We start from the raw sequence: 23354 nt of genomic DNA, 5'->3' as shown, positions 1-23354 counted from the left end.
ATCACGCCTTTGGGGAACGCTTATGATGTCCCGAATCCTGTTCGGCACGCTTGAGAAGCTGCTTATGATCGCGCTTGCGCTGATGGTCATCATGATCTTTGGCAATGTCGTGCTGCGCTATGGCTTTAATTCCGGCATCACGGAGTCGGAGGAACTGTCGCGCTTTATTTTCGTATGGCTGATCTTCATCGGCGCCTTCCTCACATTGCGCGACCGCGCGCATCTGGGCGTCAACAGTCTGGTGCGCGCAATGCCTTTCAAGGCGCAGCGCCTCGTCCGCATCGGCGGTGACTTGGCGACGCTTCTGTGCTGCTACCTGCTTGGCCTCGGTGCATGGCGCCAAACGGTCGATAATCTTGAAAATTTCTCGCCTGTCGCCGGGGTTCCCCTGGGGTGGGTGTATGTCTCCTGCGTGCTCTGCTGCATCGGCATGGCCGTTCTTCTCCTTCGTTCGATCTTCGAGGTCGCCACCGGCAAGGTGCGTGATGAGGAGATCTTCGCCAGCAATGCCGACGGGCTTGTCGAGTAAGCGGCCGAGGGGGCAAGACACATGACAATTTTCGTTTTCGTCGGCTCACTCTGCGGAGCCATGCTGCTGGGTATTCCGGTCGCCTTCTCTCTTCTGATCTGCGGCGTGGTCCTGATGATACATCTGGACATCTTCGACGTGCAGATCCTTGCAGAGAACGTGCTGGACGGTGCCAACAATTATCCGCTGATGGCGCTGCCGTTCTTCGTCCTTGCTGGCGAAATCATGAATGCCGGTGGCGTTTCTAAGCGCATCGTCAACGTGGCGATTGCCGCAGTTGGCCACTTTCGCGGCGGTCTCGGCTATGTTGCCGTGTTTGCGGCGCTCATCCTAGCCGCGATCTCCGGCTCGGCCATCGCCGACTGTGCAGCACTTGCCGCCGTCGTCATACCGCTGATGCGTCGATCCGGGTACCCGGTGCCACTATCTGCCGGCCTCATTTCCTCTGCCGGTATTGTTGCACCACTGCTTCCACCATCGATCCCGTTCGTGGTGTTTGGTGTGGCTGCCGAGCTCTCTGTAACCCGCCTTTTCATGACGGGAATTGCGCCGGGCCTGATGATGGCCGCCACGCTGATGGTCACGTGGTATTTTTATGCACGCAAAGACGAGCGAATGGCATCGGACCATACGTTTGATATGTCGCGTCTCTTGAACGCGCTAAAGGAAGGCGTGTGGGCGCTTGTTCTGCCGGCCATCATCATTGGCGGCATGAAGACCGGCATTTTCACGCCCACCGAAGCTGGTGTCGTTGCGGTCGTCTACGCTTTCCTGATTGGCATGTTCGTCTACGGTGAGCTCAAGATCTCGGTCGTTCCGTCCCTGCTCTTGCAGGCGGCGAAAACCGCCAGCACGATCATGTTCCTCGTTGCGGCGGCTTATGTCTCGGCCTGGCTCATCACGGTTGCGAACATTCCGCAGGAAATCGGCGAATCGCTCGCGCCATTCATGGAAAACAAGATCCTCTTCATGTTCATGTTGATGGTCATTGTGTTCCTGGTCGGCACCGCGCTCGACCTCACCCCGACGATCCTGATTCTCACTCCGGTGATGATGCCGCTCGTGAAGCAGGCGGGCATCGATCCCTATTATTTCGGGGTAATGTTCATGATGAACAACGCGATCGGCCTCATCACACCGCCGGTGGGCACCGTCCTGAACGTCGTTTCGGGCGTGGCACGTGTGGAACTGGATCAGGTCATCAAGGGCATGCTGCCCTTCCTGATCGCTTATACCGTGTTGCTGTTCACCTTCGTGCTCTTCCCCGCGTTGATCACAGTGCCAGCAAGCTGGCTTCGCTGACGATTCACCGAAGGGCGGGCTTAGCGGCCCGCCTTCCCTACCTTTCACTTTGTCTCGTGGCGACGCCGATGTCTTTCAAGCAGCTTTTCAATCTTTCCAGGCGCACGGCGCTCATCACAGGCTCCACGCGCGGTCTTGGGCTTTCCTATGCTGAGGGTCTCGCAGATGCTGGCGCACACGTGATCATCAACGGCACGCGCCCTGAAGGCGTAACTGAAGCCACCGCGAAGCTCGCAGAGAAGGGCCACAGTGTTTCCGGTCTGCATTTTGACGTCGGCAGTGAGGGCTCTGTCGTCGACGCTTTCGAATCCTTCGACAGACAAGGCTTGGAAATCGACATCCTCATCAACAATGCCGGCATCCAGATCCGCAGGCCGATGGTCGATCTCGGTGTCGAAGACTGGCAGAAGGTATTGGACGTTAACCTCACCGGCTCGTTCATCATTGCTCGCGAGGCCGCCAAGCGGATGATCGCCCGCGGGCGTGGCGGCAAGATTGTCAACATCGCTTCACTGGTCAGCGCCGCAGGCCGCGCCACTGTTGCGCCTTATACCGCGTCCAAGGGCGCGATCACCGCCATCACCCGCACCATGGCGGTTGAGTGGGCGCCGCACAACATCCAGGCGAATGCGATCGGCCCCGGCTACATCCTGACCGACATGAACCAGGCGCTGATCGACAACAAGGAGTTCGATGCTTGGGTACGCGCTTCCAATCCGAGCGGCCGCTGGGGCAAGCCGGAAGAACTGGTGGGCACAGCCATTTTCCTGTCGAGCAGCGCGTCCGACTACATCAACGGCCAAACGCTTTACGTGGACGGCGGCTGGCTCGCCCAGCTCTGATCGCCTGCATCCCCAATCCAGAGCCTCTAGGACCTAATTATGAAAGCCGTTGTCCTTCACAAGGAGCATGATCTCAGGGTCGAGGAACGCGACATTGGCGAACCAGGACCGGGCGAAGTGCGTATCCGTGTGAAGGCCGGCGGCATTTGCGGGTCTGACCTTCACTATTTTCACCATGCCGGCTTCGGAACCGTTCGGGTGCGTGAACCCATGATCCTCGGACATGAAGCGTCGGGAGAGGTTGCCGCGATCGGTGCAGACGTCAGCAATGTTGTGGTCGGCCAGCGCGTCGCCATCAATCCAAGCCGTCCGTTGGGCAATTGCGAATTCATACAAGAGGGACAACGCCAGCACGCTATGGACATGCGGTTCAACGGCTCCGCCATGCGCTTTCCACATGTGCAAGGCCTCTTTCGCGAAGAGATCGTTGTCGAAGCTGAACAGGCCGTGCCCGTCGCCGCCGATACGCCGTTCGAAGAAGCGGCTTGCTGCGAACCGCTCGCCGTGTGCTTACACGCCATCACCCAAGCTGGTTCGCTGGTCGGCAAGCGCGTGCTTGTCACCGGTACCGGCACGATCGGCTGCCTAACCATTCTCGCCGCCCGGTTTGCAGGCGCAACCGAGATTGTTGCCACCGACGTTTCCGACCCTGCTCTTGCAATCGCAAAGTCCGTCGGTGCCGATACCGTTGTCAATGTGGCCACTCAGCCTGAGGGACTTGCTTCTTACGCAGAAGGGAAAGGCCAATTTCATGTCGCCTTCGAGTGCTCGGGCAACGGCGCAGTCCTAGCCGGCTTGCTGCAAGTCGTCCGTCCGCGCGGCACCATCGTTGTTGTTGGCATGGGCAATCACGTAACGCTGCCAATCAGCGCCATCGTCACCAAGGAGCTTGTCGTACGGGGCACTTTCCGCTTCGACGTAGAGTTTGCCTGGGCGGCAAAACTGATCTCTGAACGCCGCATCGACGTGCGCCCGCTTCTGACCGCGCGGGTCCCGATGGACCAAGCCGTTGAGGCATTCGAACTTGCGAGCGACCGAACAAAGTCGATGAAGGTTCATCTGGTTTTCTGACCAAATCTAGAGCTGGCAGCGCGCTTCGGCATAGAGGGAAAGTTCATGAAGATCACAGCGGTTGAAACCGTGCGCATCGACGAGCGGGAGAACCTTCTTTGGGTTCTAGTCCATACGGATGAGGGGCTCACCGGTCTTGGGGAAACATTCTACGGCGTAAGCGCGGTTGAAGCACATGTCCACGAGTTCATCGCGCCACGGGTGATAGGCCGCGATCCTTTAGAGATCGATCTGCTTGCTCAGGATCTGGTGGGCTATATCGGCTTCCGCTCATCCGGTGCGGAAGTACGCGGCAACTCGGCTTTCGATATCGCGCTTTGGGATATATTCGGTAAGGCAACGAACCTTCCAATCGCACAGCTTCTCGGCGGCTTCACGCGCAAGGAGATCCGTACCTACAACACCTGTGCTGGCACCGATTACGTCAAGCGCAATACGGGACAGAACACCGCAAATTACGGGCTGACTGCAGGGACGTCCTATGACGATCTGAACAGCTTCCTGAACACCGCGGACGACCTGGCGCATTCCCTGCTTGAAGAAGGGATTACGGCAATGAAGATCTGGCCGTTCGATGCCGCAGCGGAGAAAACACGCGGGCAATATATTTCTTTGCCGGACCTCAAGCTGGCGCTCGCCCCGTTTGAAAAGATCCGGAAGGCGGTGGGCGACAAGATGGACATCATGGTTGAGTTCCACTCCATGTGGCAGCTCCTTCCGGCCATGCAGATCGCGAAAGCCTTAGAGCCCTACCAGACCTTCTGGCACGAAGACCCTATCAAGATGGACAGTCTTTCGGACCTGAAGCGCTACGCCGAAGTCTCCCCTGCCCCGATCTCTGCATCCGAAACACTGGGATCACGCTGGGCTTTCCGTGACCTCCTCGAAACCGGCGCCGCCGGTGTGGTCATGCTCGATGTTGGCTGGTGCGGTGGCATCTCGGAAGCACGCAAGATCGCCTCAATGGCGGAAGCCTGGCATCTCCCGATTGCTCCCCATGATTGTACCGGACCCGTCCTGCTTGCTGCGTCGACACATCTCTCGCTGAATGCACCGAATGCCCTGATCCAGGAGAGCGTTCGCGCCTTCTACCGCACGTGGTACCGCGACCTCGTAACGGCTCTTCCACAAGTAAGAGACGGGATGATCACCGTGCCACCGGGTCCCGGTCTTGGTTTGGAATTACATCCTGATCTCGATCAGGTTTTCACTGTTACGCGCCGCAAATCAGATGCGTCGAGCCGCTAATCATTGTGGAAGTCGAAAGTCGATTACGGCTATAAAGGGAACGTCTTTTTCTGCTCATCAAGGTGCAAAGCAGACAGTCAAACGGGCGCTCGCGATCAGAGCTAAATTGCTGTCGGGTATCATCAGCCTAAGCCAAAACTAAAGGCAACCAAATTGAACGAGCTTACATTTGGTTGCGAGGTATGTGGACACTTCGCTCGCGGGAGAAAACGCGGCGTTCGCCGTGGAAGGCCTCCCTTCGCTCCGTGACGATCCATTCAGTCTCAGTGCAGGACATCCGCATTGAACCGACGGACCTTGTTTCCCAGTCCTCGCGCTTCGCGGTGCATGTGTAGTGGGCTTCGGCTTTCATTGACAATGGGTCGCCTTGCTTGATCGACCAAACCTGGTCCACGGTGTCCCGCGTCGCCAAGCCATTGCCTGGATGACGGTTCAAACCCGTATCCTCACTGACCTTGTAGCGGGTGACGCCTTCGCGAAGGTCACGCTCGACCGAACGCGTAGAGCAGCCGTCCGCTATGACTTCATAGCGCGGCAGCGGATCTGGATTGGCTGGTTCAGCGACCTCGGCGCGACGATGATCTCCCAGCAAAGGAAGCTCGATTAGGAGCGAAGCGAGGTCAATCATGAGTGTCGCATCGAAAGGCGGCGGCAGTATTGTTGGCCAGTAGGCGCTCGACAGTGAAACCCGCATGCGGTGCCCCGGTGCGAAGCGGTAGCCGCAAGCGTCAAGAACCAGCGTGACTTCGACTGTTTCGTCAGGCTTCAAAGGCTGTGGATGCGCATTTCCGTTTCGGTGGGCTAGATTCAGCACACCATAGGACACGCGCGTGGCCGTTCCGTCCGGATGCACATCCACTAGGCGCACAATAAGGTTTGCAAGGGGCGCGTCACTCGACAATGCGAGGCTCAGCGAGGGTTGGCCAAGCAGAACGTGCTCCGTGTCCAGCACCTGGCTGTCGAACAATAGCGAGCCGGCATCGTCCAGTCGCTGATCCCCCGCCATTTCGGCATCCGGCTTGAGCGTGAACCATTCGCCTGCCGTTGTGCCCGTATCGAGCGGCGATTGTAGGCTCGCTGTTCCCGACGCGCTTGAAGCAGGATCCTGCTGCAGACGTTCAGCGGCATCCAGGCGTAGGGTCAGCTTTTGCGGCTCGGTCCAGGCATCTTTGGAGATCCAGTAGCCGGGATCGGTTTCGCGCCAGCGCGACGGCTTGGGTCCGTCCAGGATGAAGGCTCGAACCTGCGGGAGATCATCTGCGCCGGTGTTCTCGTCACAGAGCCAGCGACGCCACCAGGCGATGGCTTCGGCGTGAAAGTCGGCGCGCGGCTTGGGATAAGCGAAGTGCGGATATTTGTGGACCCATGGTCCAATCAGCGCCTTGGCCTTCGTTGGCATTCCTTCGACTGCCTTCAAGGGCGTGTTGCGGTAGCCGTCGGCCCATCCGGCGATCACGAGCGCAGGAACGGGGAAATCGTCGAAGCTTTCGCAGATGGAGCCCTGGCGCCAGAAATCGTCGCGGCACTGGTGCGAAAGCCAGTCTTCCATGAAGAAGGGCTCGTGCTCCAAGCGCTCCAGCCACATATCGTACCAGCGTTCACCAACGAGTTCCGGGTCAGGTGAACGCGATTGATAGGCGCTCATCGTGACAGCCCAGGAGAACTGCGCCGATAGATGTGCGCCATTCTTATAGTGGATGTCATCGTTGTAGCGGTCGACAGTCGATGCGATGGAGATCACCGCCTTCAGCGAGGGTGGCTTGAGAGCTGCAACCTGCAGGCAGTTGAAGCCGCCCCACGAGATGCCCATCATCCCGACGCCGGCGTTGGACCACGGTTGGCTGGCGATCCATTCTATGATCTCCACCGCGTCCGACAATTCGCGTGGTGTGTATTCCCCGTCGATGACGCCGTCGGACTCACCGGAACCGCGAATATCGACGCGAACCCCTGCAATTCCCGCTGCCGCGACAACCGGATAGGTCGACTCGTCACGCGGAGCGGTCCCATTGCGCTTGCGATAGGGCAAAAACTCCAAAACCGCTGGAACCGGGGCGTCCTTGCTCGCCGTGTCAGGCATCCAGATCCGGGCCGCAAGACGGGTTCCGTCCTTCAGCATGATCCATTCGTTTTCAATGACGTGGAAAGACGTGTCGGTCATGAGATCTCAGCAGGCACGATGAAGTCTAAGGGAACCGATCGCCGTTGGTCGGCGATCGGTGGGCACATGACAGTGCAGGATTAGGTTTCGAGCCAGACCCGGCTAGCTACGCGTCCATTTGACAGGTCGTTGCCGATGTCGTGGACGATGCCCTTCAGCGTCTTGGAGGCGGCGTTCACATAATCATTGAACACAGGCAGGATCAGGCCACCTTCGTCGCGCACCATCACCGCCATGTCACGATACAAGATCCGCCGCTTGGTTTCATCGAGCTCAGCGCGCGCTTTCGCTGCCATGGCATCGAAGTCAGGCCGTTTAAAGCGGGTATCGTTCCATTCCGCGGTCGATACATAGGATGTCGAATAGCGCCCATCCTGCGTCGGACGTCCACCCCAATAGGAAGCGCAGAACGGCTGGACGTTCCATACCTCGGTCCAGTAGCCATCGTTGGGATCGCGCTGCACTTCGAGCTGGATCCCCGCCTTCGATGCGCTCTGCTGGAAAACCTGTGCAGCTTCGACCGCACCCGGGAACGCCGCTTCCGAGGTTCGAAGCAGGATCGGTCCGTCGTGGCCCGACTTCTTGAAATGGAAGGCGGCCTTTTCAGGATCGTAAGCGCGCTGTTCGATGTCGGTTGGCGCAAGCGCGTAGTTGGCGTTCACCGGATAATCGTTGCCGATCGTGCCAAAGCCGCCGACAACCTGCTTTAGGATCGCCTCGCGGTCGATCGCATATTTAAGCGCAAGCCGCAGGTCGTTGTTGTCGAAGGGAGCGGTGTCGCAATGCATCAGGAAGGAATAGAAACCCTTGCCTGCGCTGCGCAAAATCTCGACATTCGGCGCGTTCGAAAGAAGCGAAACGACCTTGGGTTCGATCGTATTAATGAAGTCGACCTGCCCGGCGCTCAACGCGCTGATGCGCGCGGTCGAATCGTTCATCACGGTGATTTCGACGCTGTCGACAAAGCCGCGATCATCACGCCAATCGCTGGTGTTGCGTTCGAAATTCGCGCGAATACCGGGCTCAAAGGCGACGAGCTTGTAGGGGCCGGTGCCGATTGCGGCATTCGGATTGTCTTTGCCGCCGTTTGGCTGGATTTGCAGATGGTAGTCGGTCAGTACCAGTGGCAGGTCGGCATTGCCTTCGGCCAAGGTGATGACAACGTCGCCGGCGCGCTCTTCAATCTGCTTGATGCCCGCCAAGAGGCCAAGTGCGCCGGATTGGGAGCTTTCATCGGCATGGCGTCGCAGCGTGGCGACCACGTCGGCCGGCGTCATCGGCTTGCCGTCATGGAAACTCACGCCCGTGCGGATCTTGAAGGTCCATTCCTTTGCATCCGGCGATGGCGTCCAGGATTCGGCAAGAGAGGGCAGCGCCGCACCGGTTTCCGGATGCGACTCGACCAGCGTATCTCCCCAGCAATGGGCGATAACGAAGAGGACGCTGGCAGAGGCCAGCGCTGGATCAAGCGTATCGGCAGAAGCGCCACCAGCCAGGCCTAGCCGCAGATTGCCGCCGCGCTTTGGCTCCTGCGCCCTTGCAGACACGGTGCTCAAAATCCCTGCCGAAGCAGAAAGGCCAAGCATTGCACTTCCCTGCAAAAAGCCGCGGCGGCTCATGTTGAAAGTCTTTTGCAAATTGTCCATCGGATCCCCTTTTGTTTTGTTTGGCGGGGATTGTGACCCGAGATGCACGCAATACAATTTCGCGGCTTGACGCGGATTTACGCACCTTTACGCTACGATGATGCGCAAGGATCCAACCCACTTTTTTGAGAATTTGAGGTTGGCCTGCAGCACACGAGCATCAATCTCGGATTTGTGTCGTTCGGTTGCCATCAACCGCCAGCAATTCAACCGCTACATCAACGAAAACTGCGAGCCTTCGGCGCATAACCGTTTGCGCATCGCTGCGGCCTTCGGGCTCGATCCCGTCGATTTCGATCTTCCGACGCCGCTCTTTCGACGTAAGCTGGAAGAGGCCAAACGACCGCAACTGATGGACGGTCCGTTGGCAAATGCCTTCCCCGGAAACCCGCAAGCGCTGCGTCCCTATCTCGGCTTCTACCAGACCTGGCATGTCTCGTTGTCGTGGCCGGACAGGATCGTTTGTTCCTGCGCCCACTTGCGTGAAAGTCAGGGACAGGTTCTCGTCACGTCGCTGGAGCGGATCGACGACCTCGAAAGCGGCATTCGGCAACGCTCGCGCTATGTTGGGCTGGCAGCCTTTCAGCGCAACCGCATCTTCCTCACCGAGGTAACGCGCGGCGAAGCGCCGACCTTCGGACAAACGATCCTGATGCCGTTTGAAATCCACCAGCGGCAATATTTACGGGGCCTTACGATGGGGCTGTCGTGGCGAAACGACAATCTTCCTTACGCAACCCGCACGATCTGGCGCCACCGCGGCCTGGAGACCGATCGGCGCGCGCTGTTAAAAAATTGCGGGATTTACTGGACATCCTCCGGTGCGCTTTCCTCGGTCGTTTCGTCTTTTCTGCTGCAGGCTGGATCGTCCATCACCACCCTCGCACGCAGCTGATACGAACTACGCATCGCCGGCGTAATGAACAGACGACGCGGGTGGGCATATAGACCCCATCAGCTCGCGCTCTCCCGAGCCTGATCCTTGATCCAGTTCACGAAAAGCGAGACGTCGCTGCGTTCACTACGCCGCCGGGGCACGACGATGAAGTAACCGTCATGGGTGGGCATGGCGTATGGCGTTATTCGCACGAGCCGCTTCTCTTGGAGAAGACGCTGCACGAGCCGCGACCAGCCGAGGGCGATCCCTTCGCCCATCAGGGCCGCATGAATGCTGTCCATGTAGAAGCTGGTATGCATTCCGAAGTTGGCGGTCGGCACATCGATCGAGAAGGCCGAGAACCATTCGCTCCATCCGACCCATCCCGGCTCATCCGAGTCGGATGACACCAGATTGTAGCGCAGAAGGTCGCCGGGATCGGAAATCGAGCCCATCGCACTGGCATAGTCCGGCGAGCAGACGGGGAATACCTCGTCATTGAACAGGAACTCAGCTTTTCCGTCAGGCCAGGTGCCATGACCATAGCGGATCGATAAGTCCGCTTCGCCACTTTGAGCATTGACCCGTTTATCCTGGGAGATGATCCGAAGCTTGATATTGGGATGCGCGCGGGAAAAGCTTGAGACTCTGGGCAACAGCCATAATTGCGAGAACGAGACGGTTGTTGAGATCACCAACTGTTCCGAGGTGTTGCGACGGGTAATCTCTGCAACACTGTCGGCCAGGATGTTGAAGGCTCCCGTCGAGGCCGTGGATAAGGCACGGCCTTTTTCGGTCAGCTCGATGCGCCTGTGAAGCCGCTTGAAAAGCGGAAAGCCGAGCGCCTCTTCAAGCAGGTGTATCTGACGGCTCACAGCGGCCTGCGTGACCCCAAGTTCTTCGGCCGCCTGCGTAAAGCTGCGCAGGCGCGCGGCGGCCTCGAAGACCATCAGGGCTGTTACTGGTGGTAGCCTTCGTCTGAGACCCGTCACGTCTTGCCTCAAGGAACTTTTGACGCTCTTGTTGCATCAGTTTTCCTGATGTCACGCAACAGCATTCCTGCAGTTGAGCGCTCTTACGAACTGTAGCAGCTTGCTCAAAACTGACTTTAGGGAATGTCATGCTTGACAGAGTAGTACCCACCATCAGTTCACTCTTGAACGCGCGTGCCGCCGGCCACTCGCTTCCAGCGGGGCTCTATATTCGCGACGACGTGTTCGAGGCTGATCTCGACGTCTTCTTCCGCAAGCATTGGATCTGCATCGGGCTTGAATGCGACGTGCCTGAAGCCGGCGATGCGACCGTCATCGATATCGGTGCAAGCAGCCTCATTCTTCTGCGCGATGATGATGGACAGGTCCGCGTCTTCCACAATGTCTGCCGCCATCGCGGTTCACGCATTCTCGATGGCGGGCCGACCATCGTATCCAAGCTCGTTTGCCCCTATCATCAATGGACCTACGAGCTGACCGGCGAACTCGTTTATGCGCCGCATATGGGAGCCAACTTCGATAAGGAATGCCGGTCGCTGAAGGCGGTCAACTTCCGCGCTGTCAGCGGCCTGATCTATGTCTGCCTCTCGGACAACCCGCCGGATGACATCGACGAGCTCGAGCGCGTGATGAACGAGCGCCTTGCCCCCTATGACATCCGCAATACCAAAGTTGGTTATGAGAAAGACGTGGTCGAGGAAGGCAACTGGAAGCTGACGCTCGAAAACAACCGGGAATGCTACCATTGCTCGGCCAATCATCCCGAACTCTGCGTATCCTTCGTCGATCTCGATTTCGGCTATGATCCAGACAGTCTGAGCCCGGAAGACAAGGCGCAGGCCGACGAGCACCTCGCACTCTATGCCGAGCGGACACGCCGCTGGGAGGCCGAAGGTCACCCATCGGCTGCCGTGGAGCAGTTGACCGATTGCGCTACGAATTTTCGGACCCAGCGCCTGATCATATCGGGTGCCGGCGAGTCCCAGACCCACGATGCGACAGCCGCCTCGTCGAAGCTTCTCGGCACAATGACGCGCAAGGATCTCGGCGACACCCATCTGTGGGGCCATAACAGCTGGAAGCACTTTATGGGCGATCACGCGGTGGTCTCGATCGTCATTCCGCTGTCGGCTGGCCGAACCCTGGTGCGCACCAAGTGGCTCGTGCATAAGGATGCAGTCGAAGGCGTCGACTACGATCTTCAAAAGCTGACCGATGTGTGGATCGCGACGACCGATCAAGACTCGGATCTCGTTTCGCGCTCGCATGCGGGTGTGATGGATCCTGCCTATATTCCAGGACCGTATTCGCCTTTCTCCGAGACCTATCTTGAGAAATTCGCGGCATGGTATGTCGACCGGATGCATGCGCATGGATACTAGCGCGTTCACCACCAGCGTTCCCTACGCCAACTTATCGCAAGTATGGGATCCGGAGGCGGACGATGCTCTGATCTGCCTCGACGTGCATCAGGAAATGCATGACGTGAAGAGCTTCACCTTCGCTTCGGCGCAGGGAAAGCAGTTCGATGTTCGGGCCGGCCAATACTTCCTGTTTACGTTTCCCGCCGGCGGCGAAGATGACAGCCGTTGCTACAGCGTCTCGTCCTCGCCGCTGCGGCGCAATGCGTTTTCGATCACGGTCAAGCGCGTCGCTGGTGGCCACATGTCCAACTGGCTGCACGATACGATGCAGCCAGGGATGGCGGTGACGGCGCAGGGACCGCTCGGCACATTTATCCGTCCAGCAGGCGCAGCACAGAAATACCTGTTCCTGTCTGGTGGCTCGGGCATTACGCCCGTGATGTCCATGGTCAGGGAACTGGCGGACAGCCATGAGCGGGCTGATGTGGCCTTCGTTCATGCCGGCCGCACACCGGCTGACCTGATCTTTCGTCATGAGCTTTCAGGCCTGGCCGCTCGCCTCAAGACATTACGCCTGCATTTTTTGCCCGAACAGCTTGGCGAAGAACCGTCTTGGCCGGGCCTTACCGGCCGCATTTCCGCGGAGTATCTTCGGCTCGCCGTTCCTGATCTCGCTGAACGCACCGTTATGTGTTGCGGGCCTGCACCCTTCATGGCCGCAGCACGCAAGATCGCGGTTGAGGCCGGCGTGCCGACGCATCGCTATATCGAGGAAAGCTTCGACGCCGCAGTGATCGATGCCGATGTGGTGGTGCCGATCGAAGCTCCGGCTGAAACAATTTACGCGGTTCAGTTTTCCAAGCAGGCGCGCTCGATCGAGGTGTCGGCCGAACAAACCGTACTGTCCTGCGCCAAGAAGGCAGGCATCCGCATTCCGTCTTCCTGTGCCAACGGCATGTGCGGCACCTGCAAGTCCAAGCTGGTTTCCGGCTCCGTCAACATGGTGCACAACGGCGGCATAAGGCAGCGCGAGATCGACGCGGGCTTCTTCCTTCCATGCTGCTCGAAGCCAACCAGCGATCTGGTGATCGATCGCTGAAATCTTCTTCCTGAAATCCCCAGCGCTTAAGCAAGGTCACTTCGATGGATACCTATTTCCGCGACCGCCGGAAGATCGATCCAACCCGTGGCGCGACGCTAGGCGACGGCACATCGAACGACGGCGACCGGACCGAGATCGGGCCGACCGCTCTGGCATATCGCGAATGGGAAGAGGCTGGGCTGATCCTGCCCGATCTTGCCGCCATGCGGCAGCATCGCTGGACACGCCTGACTCAGCATATCGTTGCCCGCGATTATGGCGCGCTGCTGATGTTCGATCCGCTAAACATCCGCTATGCGACCGACTCTACCAATATGCAGCTTTGGAACGCGCATAATCTGTTCCGTGCCGTGCTGCTTTGCGCCGATGGCTACATGGTCATCTGGGACTACAAAAGCTCGCCATTTCTTTCCCAGTTCAACCCACTGGTGCGCGAGCGGCGCTCGGGGGCGGATCTGTTTTATTTCGACCGCGGCGATAAGATCGACGTCGCAGCCGATGCCTTCTCCAACGAGGTTCGGGTGCTGATCGAGCAGCATGGCGGCGCCAATAAGCGGCTTGCGGTCGACAAGATCATGCTCGAAGGCCTGCGAGCGCTGGAAGCGCAAGGGTTGCAGATCTTTCCGGGTAAGGAGCTGACCGAGAAGGCGCGCTCTATCAAAGGCGAAGACGAGATCCGGGCCATGCGCTGCGCGTCGATCGCCTGCGAACACGCGGTGGCGGCGATGGAGGTCGCCGCGCGCGACGGCGTTCCGAAAGGCGAGATGACCGAAGACGACATTTGGGCGGTGCTTCATGCCGGCAACATCAAGCGCGGCGGCGAATGGATCGAAACACGCTTGCTGACATCGGGTCCACGCACCAATCCCTGGTTCCAGGAATGTGGGCCACGTGTCGTTCAGGACAATGAGATCGTGGCTTTCGATACCGATCTGATCGGCAGCTATGGCATCTGTGTGGACATCAGTCGCACTTGGTGGATCGGCGATGGGGCACCACGTTCGGATATGATCGATGCGATGAAGCTGGCGCGCGACCACATTCAGACAAACACCGCCCTCCTGAAACCGGGCCTTGCCTTCCGAGACCTCATCGAGCAGTCACACCGGCTTCCCGCACTCTACCAAAAGCAAAAGTACGGGCTGATGATGCACGGCGTCGGGCTTTGCGACGAATGGCCGAACATTGCCTATCCCGACCAATATGTCGAAGGCGCGTTCGAGCATCATTTCGAGCCGGGCATGGTGGTCTGCGTCGAAGCGCTGATTTCGCCTGAGGGCGGCGACTTCTCGATCAAGCTTGAGGATCAGGTCCTGATCACCGAAACCGGCCACGAGACCCTGACACGCTATCCCCTCGATCCGCGCTTGCTGGGCGAGTAGCCGGTGATGATCGCGACCGAACGCATTCGATCGCGATCTTAATCCCGTCTAGAGGTCCTTCGCCAGTCTCAGCCCATCATAGATCGCGGCATGCGTATTGCGCGCCGCCACCGCGTCGCCGATGCGAAACAGCTGGAATGTGCCGTCTGGGTTGTCTGCCCCTGTTTGCGCGCGTCCGTTGATGAAGTCGTCATGCGAAAGGATGCCCAGATTGCGCGACAGCGGCTTCAACTCGAAATAAAGCTCGTCCAGCGGGATCGTCCCGTGATTGACGACGATCTGGTCGAACTTCCGCGTCTTGCGTACACCACCATAATCGCTGCCGATGACGGCCAGCAACTGATTGCCGTCGCGATGAACCTCTTCCAGCTTGAAGGTCACCGTGAAGGTGGTGTCCAGCGCCTGTAGCGAGCGCATATAGGGGACGAGGTTCATCGCCATCACTTCAGGCGCAAAGGCGCGGTCTGGCGTCATGATCTCCACTTTGCCGCCAAACTTAGCAATGAATTCAGCGGCCTGGAGCCCGGCATGGTCGCCTGCATCGTCATATATCAGCATGTTCGATCCGGGCTTTACATCGCCTGAGATGATATCCCACGCCGACACGACGAGGTCGTTGCCAGCTGTCAACACGTCCGTATGCGGCAGTCCGCCGGTCGCGATAACAACCACATCCGGCCTCTCCGCCAGAACGCTGTCGCTATCCGCCCATTGATTGAAGCGCAGCTTCACGCCGAGCCGTTCGCATTGCGCGACGCGCCAGTCGACGATGCTGATCATCTCGGCGCGGCGCGCGCTTTGTGCCGTCAAACGGACCTGCCCGCCAGCAGCATTCGAAGCCTCCAGCACCGTCACGTCATGGCCGCGCTCGCCGGCGACCCGCGCAGCTTCCAGCCCGGCCGGACCAGCGCCGACGATTACGATCTTGCGGGCGGCTTCCGCCTTCGGGATCACATGCGGCATCGTCAGCTCGCGCCCAGTGGCCGCATTGTGGATGCAGTAGGCCGCGCCGCCCTGATAGATGCGGTCCAGGCAATAATTCGCCCCAACGCATGGGCGGATTTCGTCCTCGCGACGCTCCATGATTTTACGCACGATATGCGGATCGGTCATGTGCGCGCGCGTCATGCCCACCATGTCGACCTTGCCGGACGCAATAGCGTGACGGGCGGTCGCGACATCGGGGATGCGCGCTGCGTGGAAGGTAGGAAACTGAGTCGCGGCCTTCACCTCGCCTGCGAAATCGAGATGCGGTGACGCCTTCATCCCCTGGATGGGGATGACGTCGGTCAGGCCGGGATCGGTATCGATGTGGCCGCGGATGACATTAAGAAAATCGATGAGCCCGCTGTCGCGCAGCCGACGGGAAATCTCGAAACCCTCTTCTTTCCCCGTGCCACCTGACAGATCCTCGTCCGCGGTATAGCGCACGCCAAGAATAAAGTCGGGCCCGACTCGCTTGCGGACGGCGCCCAACACCTCGAAGATGAACCGCATCCGATTATCGAGCGATCCGCCATAAGGCCCATCCAGCGTGTTGGTCAGCGGCGAAATGAACTGGTCGAGCAGATGCCCGTAGGCCTCGAACTCGATCCCATCCATGCCTGCGGCCTTCATCCGCTCCGAGGCATCGGCGAACTCCCCAACGATCCGCGCAATATCCCAGTCCTCTATCTTCTTCGGGAACGCACGATGAGCAGGCTCGCGCTCATGCGATGGCGCGACGACCGGCAACCAGTCGCCTTTGTCCCACCTCGTGCGGCGGCCAAGATGGGTGAGCTGGATCATGACCGCCGTGCCATGCTCGTGGCACTCGTCCGTCAGCTGCTTCAACCAGGGAACGACCTCGTCCTTGTAGGCGAGCACATTGCTGAACACCGGCGGACTGTCGAGCGACACGGCCGCCGATCCCGCCGTCATCGTCATCGCCACGCCACCCTTGGCTCGCTCGACATGGTAAGCGCGATATCGATCTTTCGGCAGCCCATCCTCGGAATAGGCCGGCTCGTGCGACGTAACAATGATCCGGTTGCGCAAGGTGAGATGCTTGAGCGTATAGGGCTGCAATAATGGATCGGTGGACATAGTCGCCTGCCTACTCTGGGTGGGGCTACGTGAATAGAATCCCTAATGTACACCACTGTCAAGATACTCAAGAATGGTGTTCTGGTAAGTTGACAGCGATGTACATTCGGTATTGTTTGTTGTGACGCAAGGTGGCGCGATGAACGAAACAGCATGGAAAGGGTCTAGGGAAGGTTGGCTGTCCAGCGCCTATGAAGCGCTGGTCGAAGGCGGCGTGGATGCAGTCAAGATCCTGCCTCTCGCCAAGAAGTTGAATGTTTCGCGGACCAGCTTCTACTGGTTCTTCACCGACCGCGAGCAGTTGCTCGATGCACTTCTGGCGAATTGGAAGGCGAAGAATACCTCCGGCATCCAGGGTCGCTGCGAGGCCTATGCGGAGACGATCGCGGAAGCGATGCTCAACATTATGGACTGCTGGCTTGATCCCCAGATCTTCGACTCGCAATTCGAATTTGCCGTTCGAAGCTGGGCGCTGCAATCGCCCGAAGTGGCAGCTCAAGTGCTGGAAGCCGATGAGGCAAGGCTATCAGCCCTGGCCGCCATGTTCATCAAATTCGGTTTCTCAGATCTGGACGCTGAGGTACGCGCGCGCACCGTTTATCTTGTGCAGATTGGCTATATTTCGATGAACACCAGGGAAGACATCGCGCTCCGCATGCGGCGCATCCCCTCCTACGTGCAGATCTACACCGGGCACGCGCCGCAACGCCGCGAAATGGAGCGCTTTGCGTCCCGCCACAGCTTTATCCTGGAACCCGAGCGCGATGCGCCAGCAGGCATTCGCGGCGCGAACAAGGAGGTGTAACGGACCTTCAGCTGAGTACCGACACGTGGTGAGACTTTTCAGAAAACCAACAAAGGGGAAAGCACATGCGTTTTTTTGGAAGCAATGGGAACAAGGTACCGCCGTCCATCGAAAAGATGGCCTTGGAGGTGCGGAAAGGATCGATCGATCGTCGCGAGTTTTTGGCGCTTGCCAGCGCATTCGGCGCATCGACCGCACTCGCGTACGGTATGATCGGGGCTGCCCTGCCGACCAAGGCGTTTGCCCAGGAAGGACAAAAGGGCGGTGTCATTCGCGTTTCCATGGCCGTGAAAGGCCAGAAGGATCCGCGCAGCTACGACTGGGTCGAGCTTGCCAACATTTCGCGGACTTGGCTCGAACCACTGGTTACCTATACGCGCGATTTCACCTTCGAACCCGTGCTGCTGGAAAGCTGGGAGGTCAACGAAAACGCCACGGAATATGTCCTGCATGTGCGCAAGGACGTTGCTTGGACCAATGGCGATGCCTTCAATGCGGACGACGTCGTCCACAACTTCAATCGATGGACAGAGAAGGGCGTTGCAGGCAATTCGATGGCTGCCCGCGTCGCAGGCCTCGTCGATGAAGCCTCAGGCAAACCGCGCGAGGGCGCCATCGTCAAGGTCGACGATCATACCGTCAAGCTGACGCTTAAAGAGCCCGACATCTCGCTGATCGCTAACCTGACCGATTACCCGGCGCTCGTGGTCCACCGCAGCTTCACCGCCAACGACGATCCCGTCGGCAAGCCAATCGGCACGGGTGCGTTCGAGCTTGTTTCCTATGAGACCGGCACCAAGGCTGTTGTCAAACGGCGTGAAAATGGCAAGTGGTGGGGCGGCGAAGCCTTGCTCGACGGCATCGAGTTCATCGATTACGGCACGGATTTCTCCACCACCGTAAACGCATTCGAGTCCGGCGAGATCGATCTGAACTTCGAAACGCCGGCCGACTTCATCGACATCCTGAACGGTCTCGATCTCGTCCAGTCGGAAGTGAAGACGGCAACCACGGTCGTCGCGCGCACCAACGTGGCAAACAAGCCTTATGACGACAAGCGCGTGCGCAACGCCCTGCAAATGGCGGTCGACAACAGCGTGGTCCTGCAACTCGGCTACAATGGTCGTGGAACCATCGGTGAGAACCACCATGTCAGCCCCATCCAGCCGGAATATTACGAGCTGCCGAAGAAGACCCGTGACCTCGAAGGGGCCAAGAAACTTCTGGAAGAAGCCGGCCAGACCAACTTCGAGCACGACCTGATCACCATCCAGGACGATTGGCAGAAAAACACGGGCGACGCGATTGCGGCGCAGCTGCGTGAAGCTGGCATCAAGGTCAAGCGCACCGTTCTGCCGGGTTCCACTTTCTGGAACGACTGGACCAAGTACCCGTACTCGATCACCATCTGGTACATGCGTCCGCTTGCGGTTCAGACGCTCTCACTAGGCTACAGCACCGGCGCGGCGTGGAACGAAAGCGCCTACTCCGATCCAGCCTTCGACGCCAAGCTCAAGGAAGCCTTGTCGATCTCGGACCCGGAAAAGCGACGGGAGGTCATGAAGGACATCGAGACGATCCTGCAGGATTCCGGCGTGATCATCCAGCCCTTCTGGCAAAACCTGTATAGCCACACCAACTCCAAGGTGAAGGGCTATGGGGTGCATCAGACTTTCCAGATGGACTTCCAGAAGGTCTGGCTAGAACAGGCGTAAGTTCTAGTGAAGGATTGAGGCAGATCGCCATGCCTAGGTGGTTTGTCTCCCCTTCCCACTTGGTCAATCGATACGAATGACTAAGAATACGGGCATGATATCGTCACCAGAAAGAACAAGCGTTGCCGATTTGGCGGAAAGCAAACCGCTGCTCCCACTCCCTTCAACTTTCCTCTGGATCGAGACGTTAATCGTACTTGCCGCAAGCGCTGCATCACATTGGTAATCAGACGAGTAAAGCGAAGTAGGATTAGTCCAAAGCTGGCAAATCGCTCCTCGTTCGACGTTAAACCTGACACCATAGCTATCGGCCGTGTTGTTAGCGGAGAGTACGGCTCCGGAGCGCCGTCTGCCGCGGCCTTTCCGTGTTGGAGGAGAAGGATGCGGACCGAGAGACGAGCGGCCAAGTTGAGACCATGCAGAGCGGCAATGGTCACGATGTTTCGAATTACTGGGCGATCCTCGAGCCGGTGGCCGCGGGGTACGGCAGCGATATAGGGGCGTCGTTGAACTATCGCGCTTATGACGATATACTCGATCTAAGATCAATGCGTCCAAGCTGTGGATCGATCCGGGGTCGGCCCAGCAGGAAGCCTTGACCGAACTGGACGCCGTTTTCACGGAGCCATTCCAGTTGCTCCGGCCGCTCGATCCCTTCGGCAACAAGATAGATGTTCAAGTCGGCTGTTAGACGCGTGACTGTTCGGATGATCGCCTCCACTTTTCGGTCTGGCAGTTGACGCAGAAAGCTGGCATCGATTTTCAGGCCATCGACTTCGATCATCCGCAGATAGCTCAGGGACGAGTAACCGGTTCCGAAATCGTCTAGAATGATCTTGACGCCATAGTTGCTGATGGTCCGAAGCTGTTGGATCGAATCTTCGGCAAAGTCGATGAACACGTTTTCGGTAATCTCAATACCAAGCTGCGAGGGAGGCAATCGCGTTTCCTGAAGGATCGACGCGAGCAAGGCTGGAAAACGGCCGCTGATTAACTGTTTCGGCGAGAGATTAACGTTGATCTGTACCGTCTCCGGCCACTGAACCGCATCCATGCACGCTCGCCGAAGAATTACTTCGCCCAGACGGTCGATCAAGCCACCCCTTTCGGCGGTTTCCACGAAAACAGCGGGCGAGATCGCGCCGCGCTGAGGATGAAACCAGCGTGCTAAAGCTTCGACGCAGAGGACCTGTCCAGTCATTAGATCGGCAATCGGTTGGTAGGCGACGGTTATTTCTTGCCTGTCGAGGGCGTCTACAAACTCTTGTTCCTGAACAAGCCGCGCGAAATATGCTTCTTCCAGATGGGGTTCGAAGCGGGCTGCGTTGCCCTTGGACGAGACTTTCGCCTTGTAGAGCGCAAGATCAGCCATCAGGAAAACCCGGGTGGCGTCCTGTTCAGACCCGTCCGACGCGGCGACCCCGAGCGTTGCACCCGGCAAAACGGTCTGCCCGTCGATAGTGGTTGGTTCGGCAAGCAGGCGAGCGAGAGCCGTTGCGGTCGAATAAGCGAAATCGATGTCAGCGTCGCTGACCAGCACTGCGAACTCGTCTCCGCCAAGTCGTCCCGCCGCATCGGCTGGTCTGAGCAGCGACTGGATGCGCCGCGCAGCTTCCACCAGCAGTGCATCCCCGATGTGATGCCCGTAATTGTCGTTCTTACCTTTAAAATCATCCAGGTCGATGCTGAGCAGAGCGAAGCGACCGCCTTCGCGGCATGCCTCTTCAACGCGGGCAACAAAAGCCTTGCGGTTCAAAAGCCCCGTCAGCCCATCATGGCGAGCCATGTAGGCCAACTTCATGTCCGCCTCGTAGCGCTCCGTTATGTCCCGGCCGATGCCACGAAAACCGATTAAGCCGCCCCGTTCGTCATGCACGGGATGGCCCGTCAATGTGAACCAGCGCTGCCTCGAATGGCTCTGCGCAGTGACAGTCATTTCCCGAAAGGCGCGCCCTTGTTGCAAGAGACTTCCAAGATCAAGGCGGTTGTCGGCAGTTCCTACGGACAGAAACAAGTCATCGAGTCGCTGGAGATCGGATCTGGTTGGTTCGAGGCCTAGGGTTCTTGCGAGTTCAAGCGGGACTTGTTTCAGGCAAAATTGGGCATCGGTTTCCCACAACCAGTCGGGCGATCCTTCTTGATATTCGCGAAGGAAAACGTTGACCGTCTCGATCTTCTGCTGCAGTGCCCCTTGCGCATCCGAGCGGCCGATGAAGGCCGTGTTCAAGCCGACAATGCCGATCACAGCGTAGAGCGTAAAGATGGTGAAGGCGATGACAGTGACCGTATCGGCCACATCGAGAAGCGCGACGCCGACGATCGAAAGGAGCGCGACCGGCAAAAAAAAGCTGAAGGCTACAACTGCAGGCACGCAGATGATCGGTGTGGAAACGACGCCGAGCGCGAGGCCGATGGCGAGCGCACGCTGGTCCGGCTCGCTATAGAACAAGAGGCCGTTGATCAGCGCGCCCCAACTGGTTCCAAGGCAGATATAGAGCACGCATGCAATGCGAAGAAAGCGGGAGGCGTTGCCACGACGTCGCCATTGCCGCGAAGCCAGAAGGATAAGTGCGTAGCTCAGCAGGATGGCAGCACATGCGACGACAAGAAAGGGCCGATCCCATGGCCTGAATTGCAGCACGATGAATGTCATCGTGCAGATGCCCGTCGTGGCAAACAATATGCCGAGATAAAAAAGGAGACCGGCCTGATCGTTGAGGGCGGCCTCCTCGAATTTGGATTCGGGCCGTTGCAACCGGATAAGGCGTTGCATCGTGGTGACGCCTCTTCTCACCAGCGCGATACCCGAACCCAAACTGATCACCTGTGCCGAATCCTATGGACCTTCGGGAGTATCATACCTGTTCGGCGCCGGTACTCGGAATAAGAGCCCGCCATCGACGAACGGAGAAAATGGGTCTCCTCCCTTCGCGATGTTACATAGTACCAGATCACGAGAAATGCTGCGACAAGCCATTGGTGTCCACCAACCGCAATCGCGGATCCCACCCAGAACAAGCAATATGCGAGGTAAAAGGGGTGGCGGACATAAGCATAAGGGCCGTCCTCATAGAGGGTGTCCGGATCCTTCCCGCTATGTGCAACGTGAGGTGGCCGGCGTCGGGTCGTCTCGACCGCCCACCAGAACAGCGAAAGCGCTAGCAGCGACATCGCGACGAAGCCGAGTGTTTCCGGCAGTTCGACACCATTGCGTAGCGTCAGGAAGACGAGGAGCAACCCTGCAAGGCCGCTGACCGCGGTTAGCGCCTGCATGCCTTTGGGCATTCCGTCGGGAGCCCGGAAGTGGCCTCTTAGTCCCCAGCTGAAGGAGCCGATTGTGACAATGGCGAATATGATAACAAGAGCTTCTAACATGGATCTACGCTCCTGCCAGCGAGAGCGTGAAGGGCTCGCCCTTGAAGAACCCGGCAAGATCGCCCGTTGAACCCCCAAGCGGGTCGATCACCCGAAAGCTCTTGCGCACCGCGTCCAATCTTCCGCGATCACTTTCCAGAAGACGCATCTGACAGGTCAGTCCGGGGTAAGGGCGTAAGCCGGAGGCGGGCTCATAACCCATGCGCTTGTAGAATGGCGCGTGATTGCTTCGGGCACAGGCGAGATGAATTTGAGCGTGCGAGCAGATGGCAACATAGGCTGCCATTCGGAACAGCAGGAAGACGAGACCTTGATTGTTTTCGGCCTCCGGGGCGCGGACCAACCGGTTGGTCTCGATGCCACGGCCTGCAAAGGCATCGGCTTTCCCTGCAAGCAAGGCATCGATTTCTTTCGGGAACACCTCGCAGGCTGGCGAGGTCAGATCGGTTCCCCGGGCAAGGGTACATGTTCGAACTGACGCCAAAGGCATATCCTGATCGTATATGACGATCGTCCTCGCGTTCGGCATGTCGTCGTAGCTATCGCTGAACAGGCCGCTGGAGTTCGGCTTGATGTACCCACCCGCCACATAACTGCGGTAGCGCACTCGGTACGCATCCCTCCTTACGTCATCCGTGATCGCAAGCCGTCCGATATAGAAGCTCGGTCGTGCATGGCGCGTGTTGGGCCTTGTGCTGCGTTCGGATCGTTCCTCCGAGCGCACTGCTTCGGCACTGCCTTGCTGAGGCCAAGCATCGGTTGCGGTTGTTGAGATTATGCTGGTCATAGAATGCTCCTTCTTCGAGTGGAGCGGTCCGGCATGAGCTTGCATTGGATGGTTGACTAAGGGAGAAAAAC

The 23354-nt window shown here is 58.5% G+C and carries 18 protein-coding genes; 11 read left to right on the top strand and 7 right to left on the bottom strand.

Going from position 1 to position 23354, the window contains the following annotated elements:
• The first annotated feature begins 22 nt into the window (after window positions 1–22).
• From RTX98_RS04585 to RTX98_RS04565, 5 genes are all read left to right on the top strand, one after another.
• The gene (locus tag RTX98_RS04585; RefSeq protein WP_312794919.1) at window positions 23–529 is read left to right on the top strand and encodes a TRAP transporter small permease; all 507 of its coding nucleotides are present in this window, start codon (window positions 23–25) and stop codon (window positions 527–529) included.
• A gap of 21 nt (window positions 530–550) precedes the next feature.
• Window positions 551–1831: a TRAP transporter large permease subunit gene (locus RTX98_RS04580; RefSeq protein ID WP_312794917.1), complete on the top strand. Its 1281-nt coding sequence runs from the start codon at window positions 551–553 to the stop codon at window positions 1829–1831.
• Window positions 1832–1899: 68 nt separating this feature from the next.
• Window positions 1900–2673 (top strand): SDR family oxidoreductase, encoded by a 774-nt coding sequence (locus tag RTX98_RS04575; protein WP_312794916.1) that lies wholly within the window; start codon window positions 1900–1902, stop codon window positions 2671–2673.
• 39 nt (window positions 2674–2712) lie between these two features.
• Window positions 2713–3744 (top strand): L-idonate 5-dehydrogenase, encoded by a 1032-nt coding sequence (locus RTX98_RS04570; protein ID WP_312794915.1) that lies wholly within the window; start codon window positions 2713–2715, stop codon window positions 3742–3744.
• Window positions 3745–3789: 45 nt separating this feature from the next.
• Window positions 3790–4992 (top strand): mandelate racemase/muconate lactonizing enzyme family protein, encoded by a 1203-nt coding sequence (locus RTX98_RS04565; RefSeq protein WP_312794914.1) that lies wholly within the window; start codon window positions 3790–3792, stop codon window positions 4990–4992.
• 163 nt (window positions 4993–5155) lie between these two features.
• Here RTX98_RS04565 and RTX98_RS04560 read toward each other — a convergent pair whose 3' ends face one another.
• Window positions 5156–7153: a CocE/NonD family hydrolase gene (locus RTX98_RS04560; protein WP_312794912.1), complete on the bottom strand. Its 1998-nt coding sequence runs from the start codon at window positions 7151–7153 to the stop codon at window positions 5156–5158.
• An 80-nt stretch (window positions 7154–7233) separates the two neighbouring features.
• Window positions 7234–8799: an ABC transporter substrate-binding protein gene (locus RTX98_RS04555; RefSeq protein ID WP_312794910.1), complete on the bottom strand. Its 1566-nt coding sequence runs from the start codon at window positions 8797–8799 to the stop codon at window positions 7234–7236.
• A gap of 100 nt (window positions 8800–8899) precedes the next feature.
• On the opposite strand from RTX98_RS04555, the gene RTX98_RS04550 reads away from it, so the two are divergent.
• Window positions 8900–9694 carry a helix-turn-helix domain-containing protein gene (locus tag RTX98_RS04550; protein WP_416223065.1) on the top strand — a complete coding sequence of 265 codons (795 nt, stop codon included), beginning with the start codon at window positions 8900–8902 and terminating at the stop codon, window positions 9692–9694.
• Window positions 9695–9753: 59 nt separating this feature from the next.
• Here RTX98_RS04550 and RTX98_RS04545 read toward each other — a convergent pair whose 3' ends face one another.
• Window positions 9754–10626: a LysR substrate-binding domain-containing protein gene (locus RTX98_RS04545; RefSeq protein WP_312794906.1), complete on the bottom strand. Its 873-nt coding sequence runs from the start codon at window positions 10624–10626 to the stop codon at window positions 9754–9756.
• Window positions 10627–10796: 170 nt separating this feature from the next.
• Between RTX98_RS04545 and RTX98_RS04540 the strand changes: the two genes are divergently transcribed.
• The 3 genes from RTX98_RS04540 to dddP are packed head-to-tail and all read left to right on the top strand — an operon-like array spanning window position 10797 to window position 14516.
• A complete protein-coding gene (locus tag RTX98_RS04540; protein WP_312794903.1) occupies window positions 10797–12050 on the top strand; it encodes an aromatic ring-hydroxylating dioxygenase subunit alpha in 1254 nt (417 codons plus the stop codon).
• Window positions 12040–13131, top strand: coding sequence for a hybrid-cluster NAD(P)-dependent oxidoreductase (locus tag RTX98_RS04535; RefSeq protein WP_312794901.1), 1092 nt, complete (start codon window positions 12040–12042; stop codon window positions 13129–13131). Before RTX98_RS04540 ends, RTX98_RS04535 begins: the two co-directional genes overlap by 11 nt.
• 44 nt (window positions 13132–13175) lie before the next feature.
• Window positions 13176–14516: a dimethylsulfonioproprionate lyase DddP gene (gene dddP, locus RTX98_RS04530; RefSeq protein WP_312794900.1), complete on the top strand. Its 1341-nt coding sequence runs from the start codon at window positions 13176–13178 to the stop codon at window positions 14514–14516.
• 48 nt (window positions 14517–14564) lie between these two features.
• Here the strand turns inward: dddP and RTX98_RS04525 are convergent, their stop codons facing one another.
• Entirely contained in the window at window positions 14565–16601 is a 2037-nt protein-coding gene (locus RTX98_RS04525; protein WP_312794899.1) for an NADH:flavin oxidoreductase, read from the bottom strand.
• Between the two features lie 139 nt (window positions 16602–16740).
• Here RTX98_RS04525 and RTX98_RS04520 point away from each other — a divergent pair, with 139 nt between their 5' ends.
• On the top strand, window positions 16741–17406 hold the full coding sequence (locus RTX98_RS04520; protein ID WP_312794898.1) for a TetR/AcrR family transcriptional regulator: 666 nt from the start codon (window positions 16741–16743) through the stop codon (window positions 17404–17406).
• A gap of 65 nt (window positions 17407–17471) precedes the next feature.
• The gene (locus tag RTX98_RS04515; RefSeq protein WP_312794897.1) at window positions 17472–19121 is read left to right on the top strand and encodes an ABC transporter substrate-binding protein; all 1650 of its coding nucleotides are present in this window, start codon (window positions 17472–17474) and stop codon (window positions 19119–19121) included.
• 520 nt (window positions 19122–19641) lie between these two features.
• Here RTX98_RS04515 and RTX98_RS04505 read toward each other — a convergent pair.
• From RTX98_RS04505 to RTX98_RS04495, 3 genes are all read right to left on the bottom strand, one after another.
• Window positions 19642–21936, bottom strand: a complete 2295-nt coding sequence (locus RTX98_RS04505; protein ID WP_312794896.1) for a putative bifunctional diguanylate cyclase/phosphodiesterase — start codon at window positions 21934–21936, stop codon at window positions 19642–19644.
• 5 nt (window positions 21937–21941) lie between these two features.
• Window positions 21942–22496: an isoprenylcysteine carboxylmethyltransferase family protein gene (locus RTX98_RS04500; RefSeq protein ID WP_312794895.1), complete on the bottom strand. Its 555-nt coding sequence runs from the start codon at window positions 22494–22496 to the stop codon at window positions 21942–21944.
• Between the two features lie 4 nt (window positions 22497–22500).
• A partial coding sequence (locus tag RTX98_RS04495; RefSeq protein ID WP_312794894.1) for an N-acyl amino acid synthase FeeM domain-containing protein occupies window positions 22501–23354 on the bottom strand: 854 nt, incomplete at its 5' end.

Origin of the sequence: Tianweitania sp. (assembly GCF_032053605.1) — a bacterium.
Taxonomy (GTDB): Bacteria; Pseudomonadota; Alphaproteobacteria; order Rhizobiales; family Rhizobiaceae; genus Tianweitania.
The sequence above is the reverse complement of the archived record's forward strand: the minus strand, read 5'-3'. Positions and strand labels throughout refer to the sequence as shown.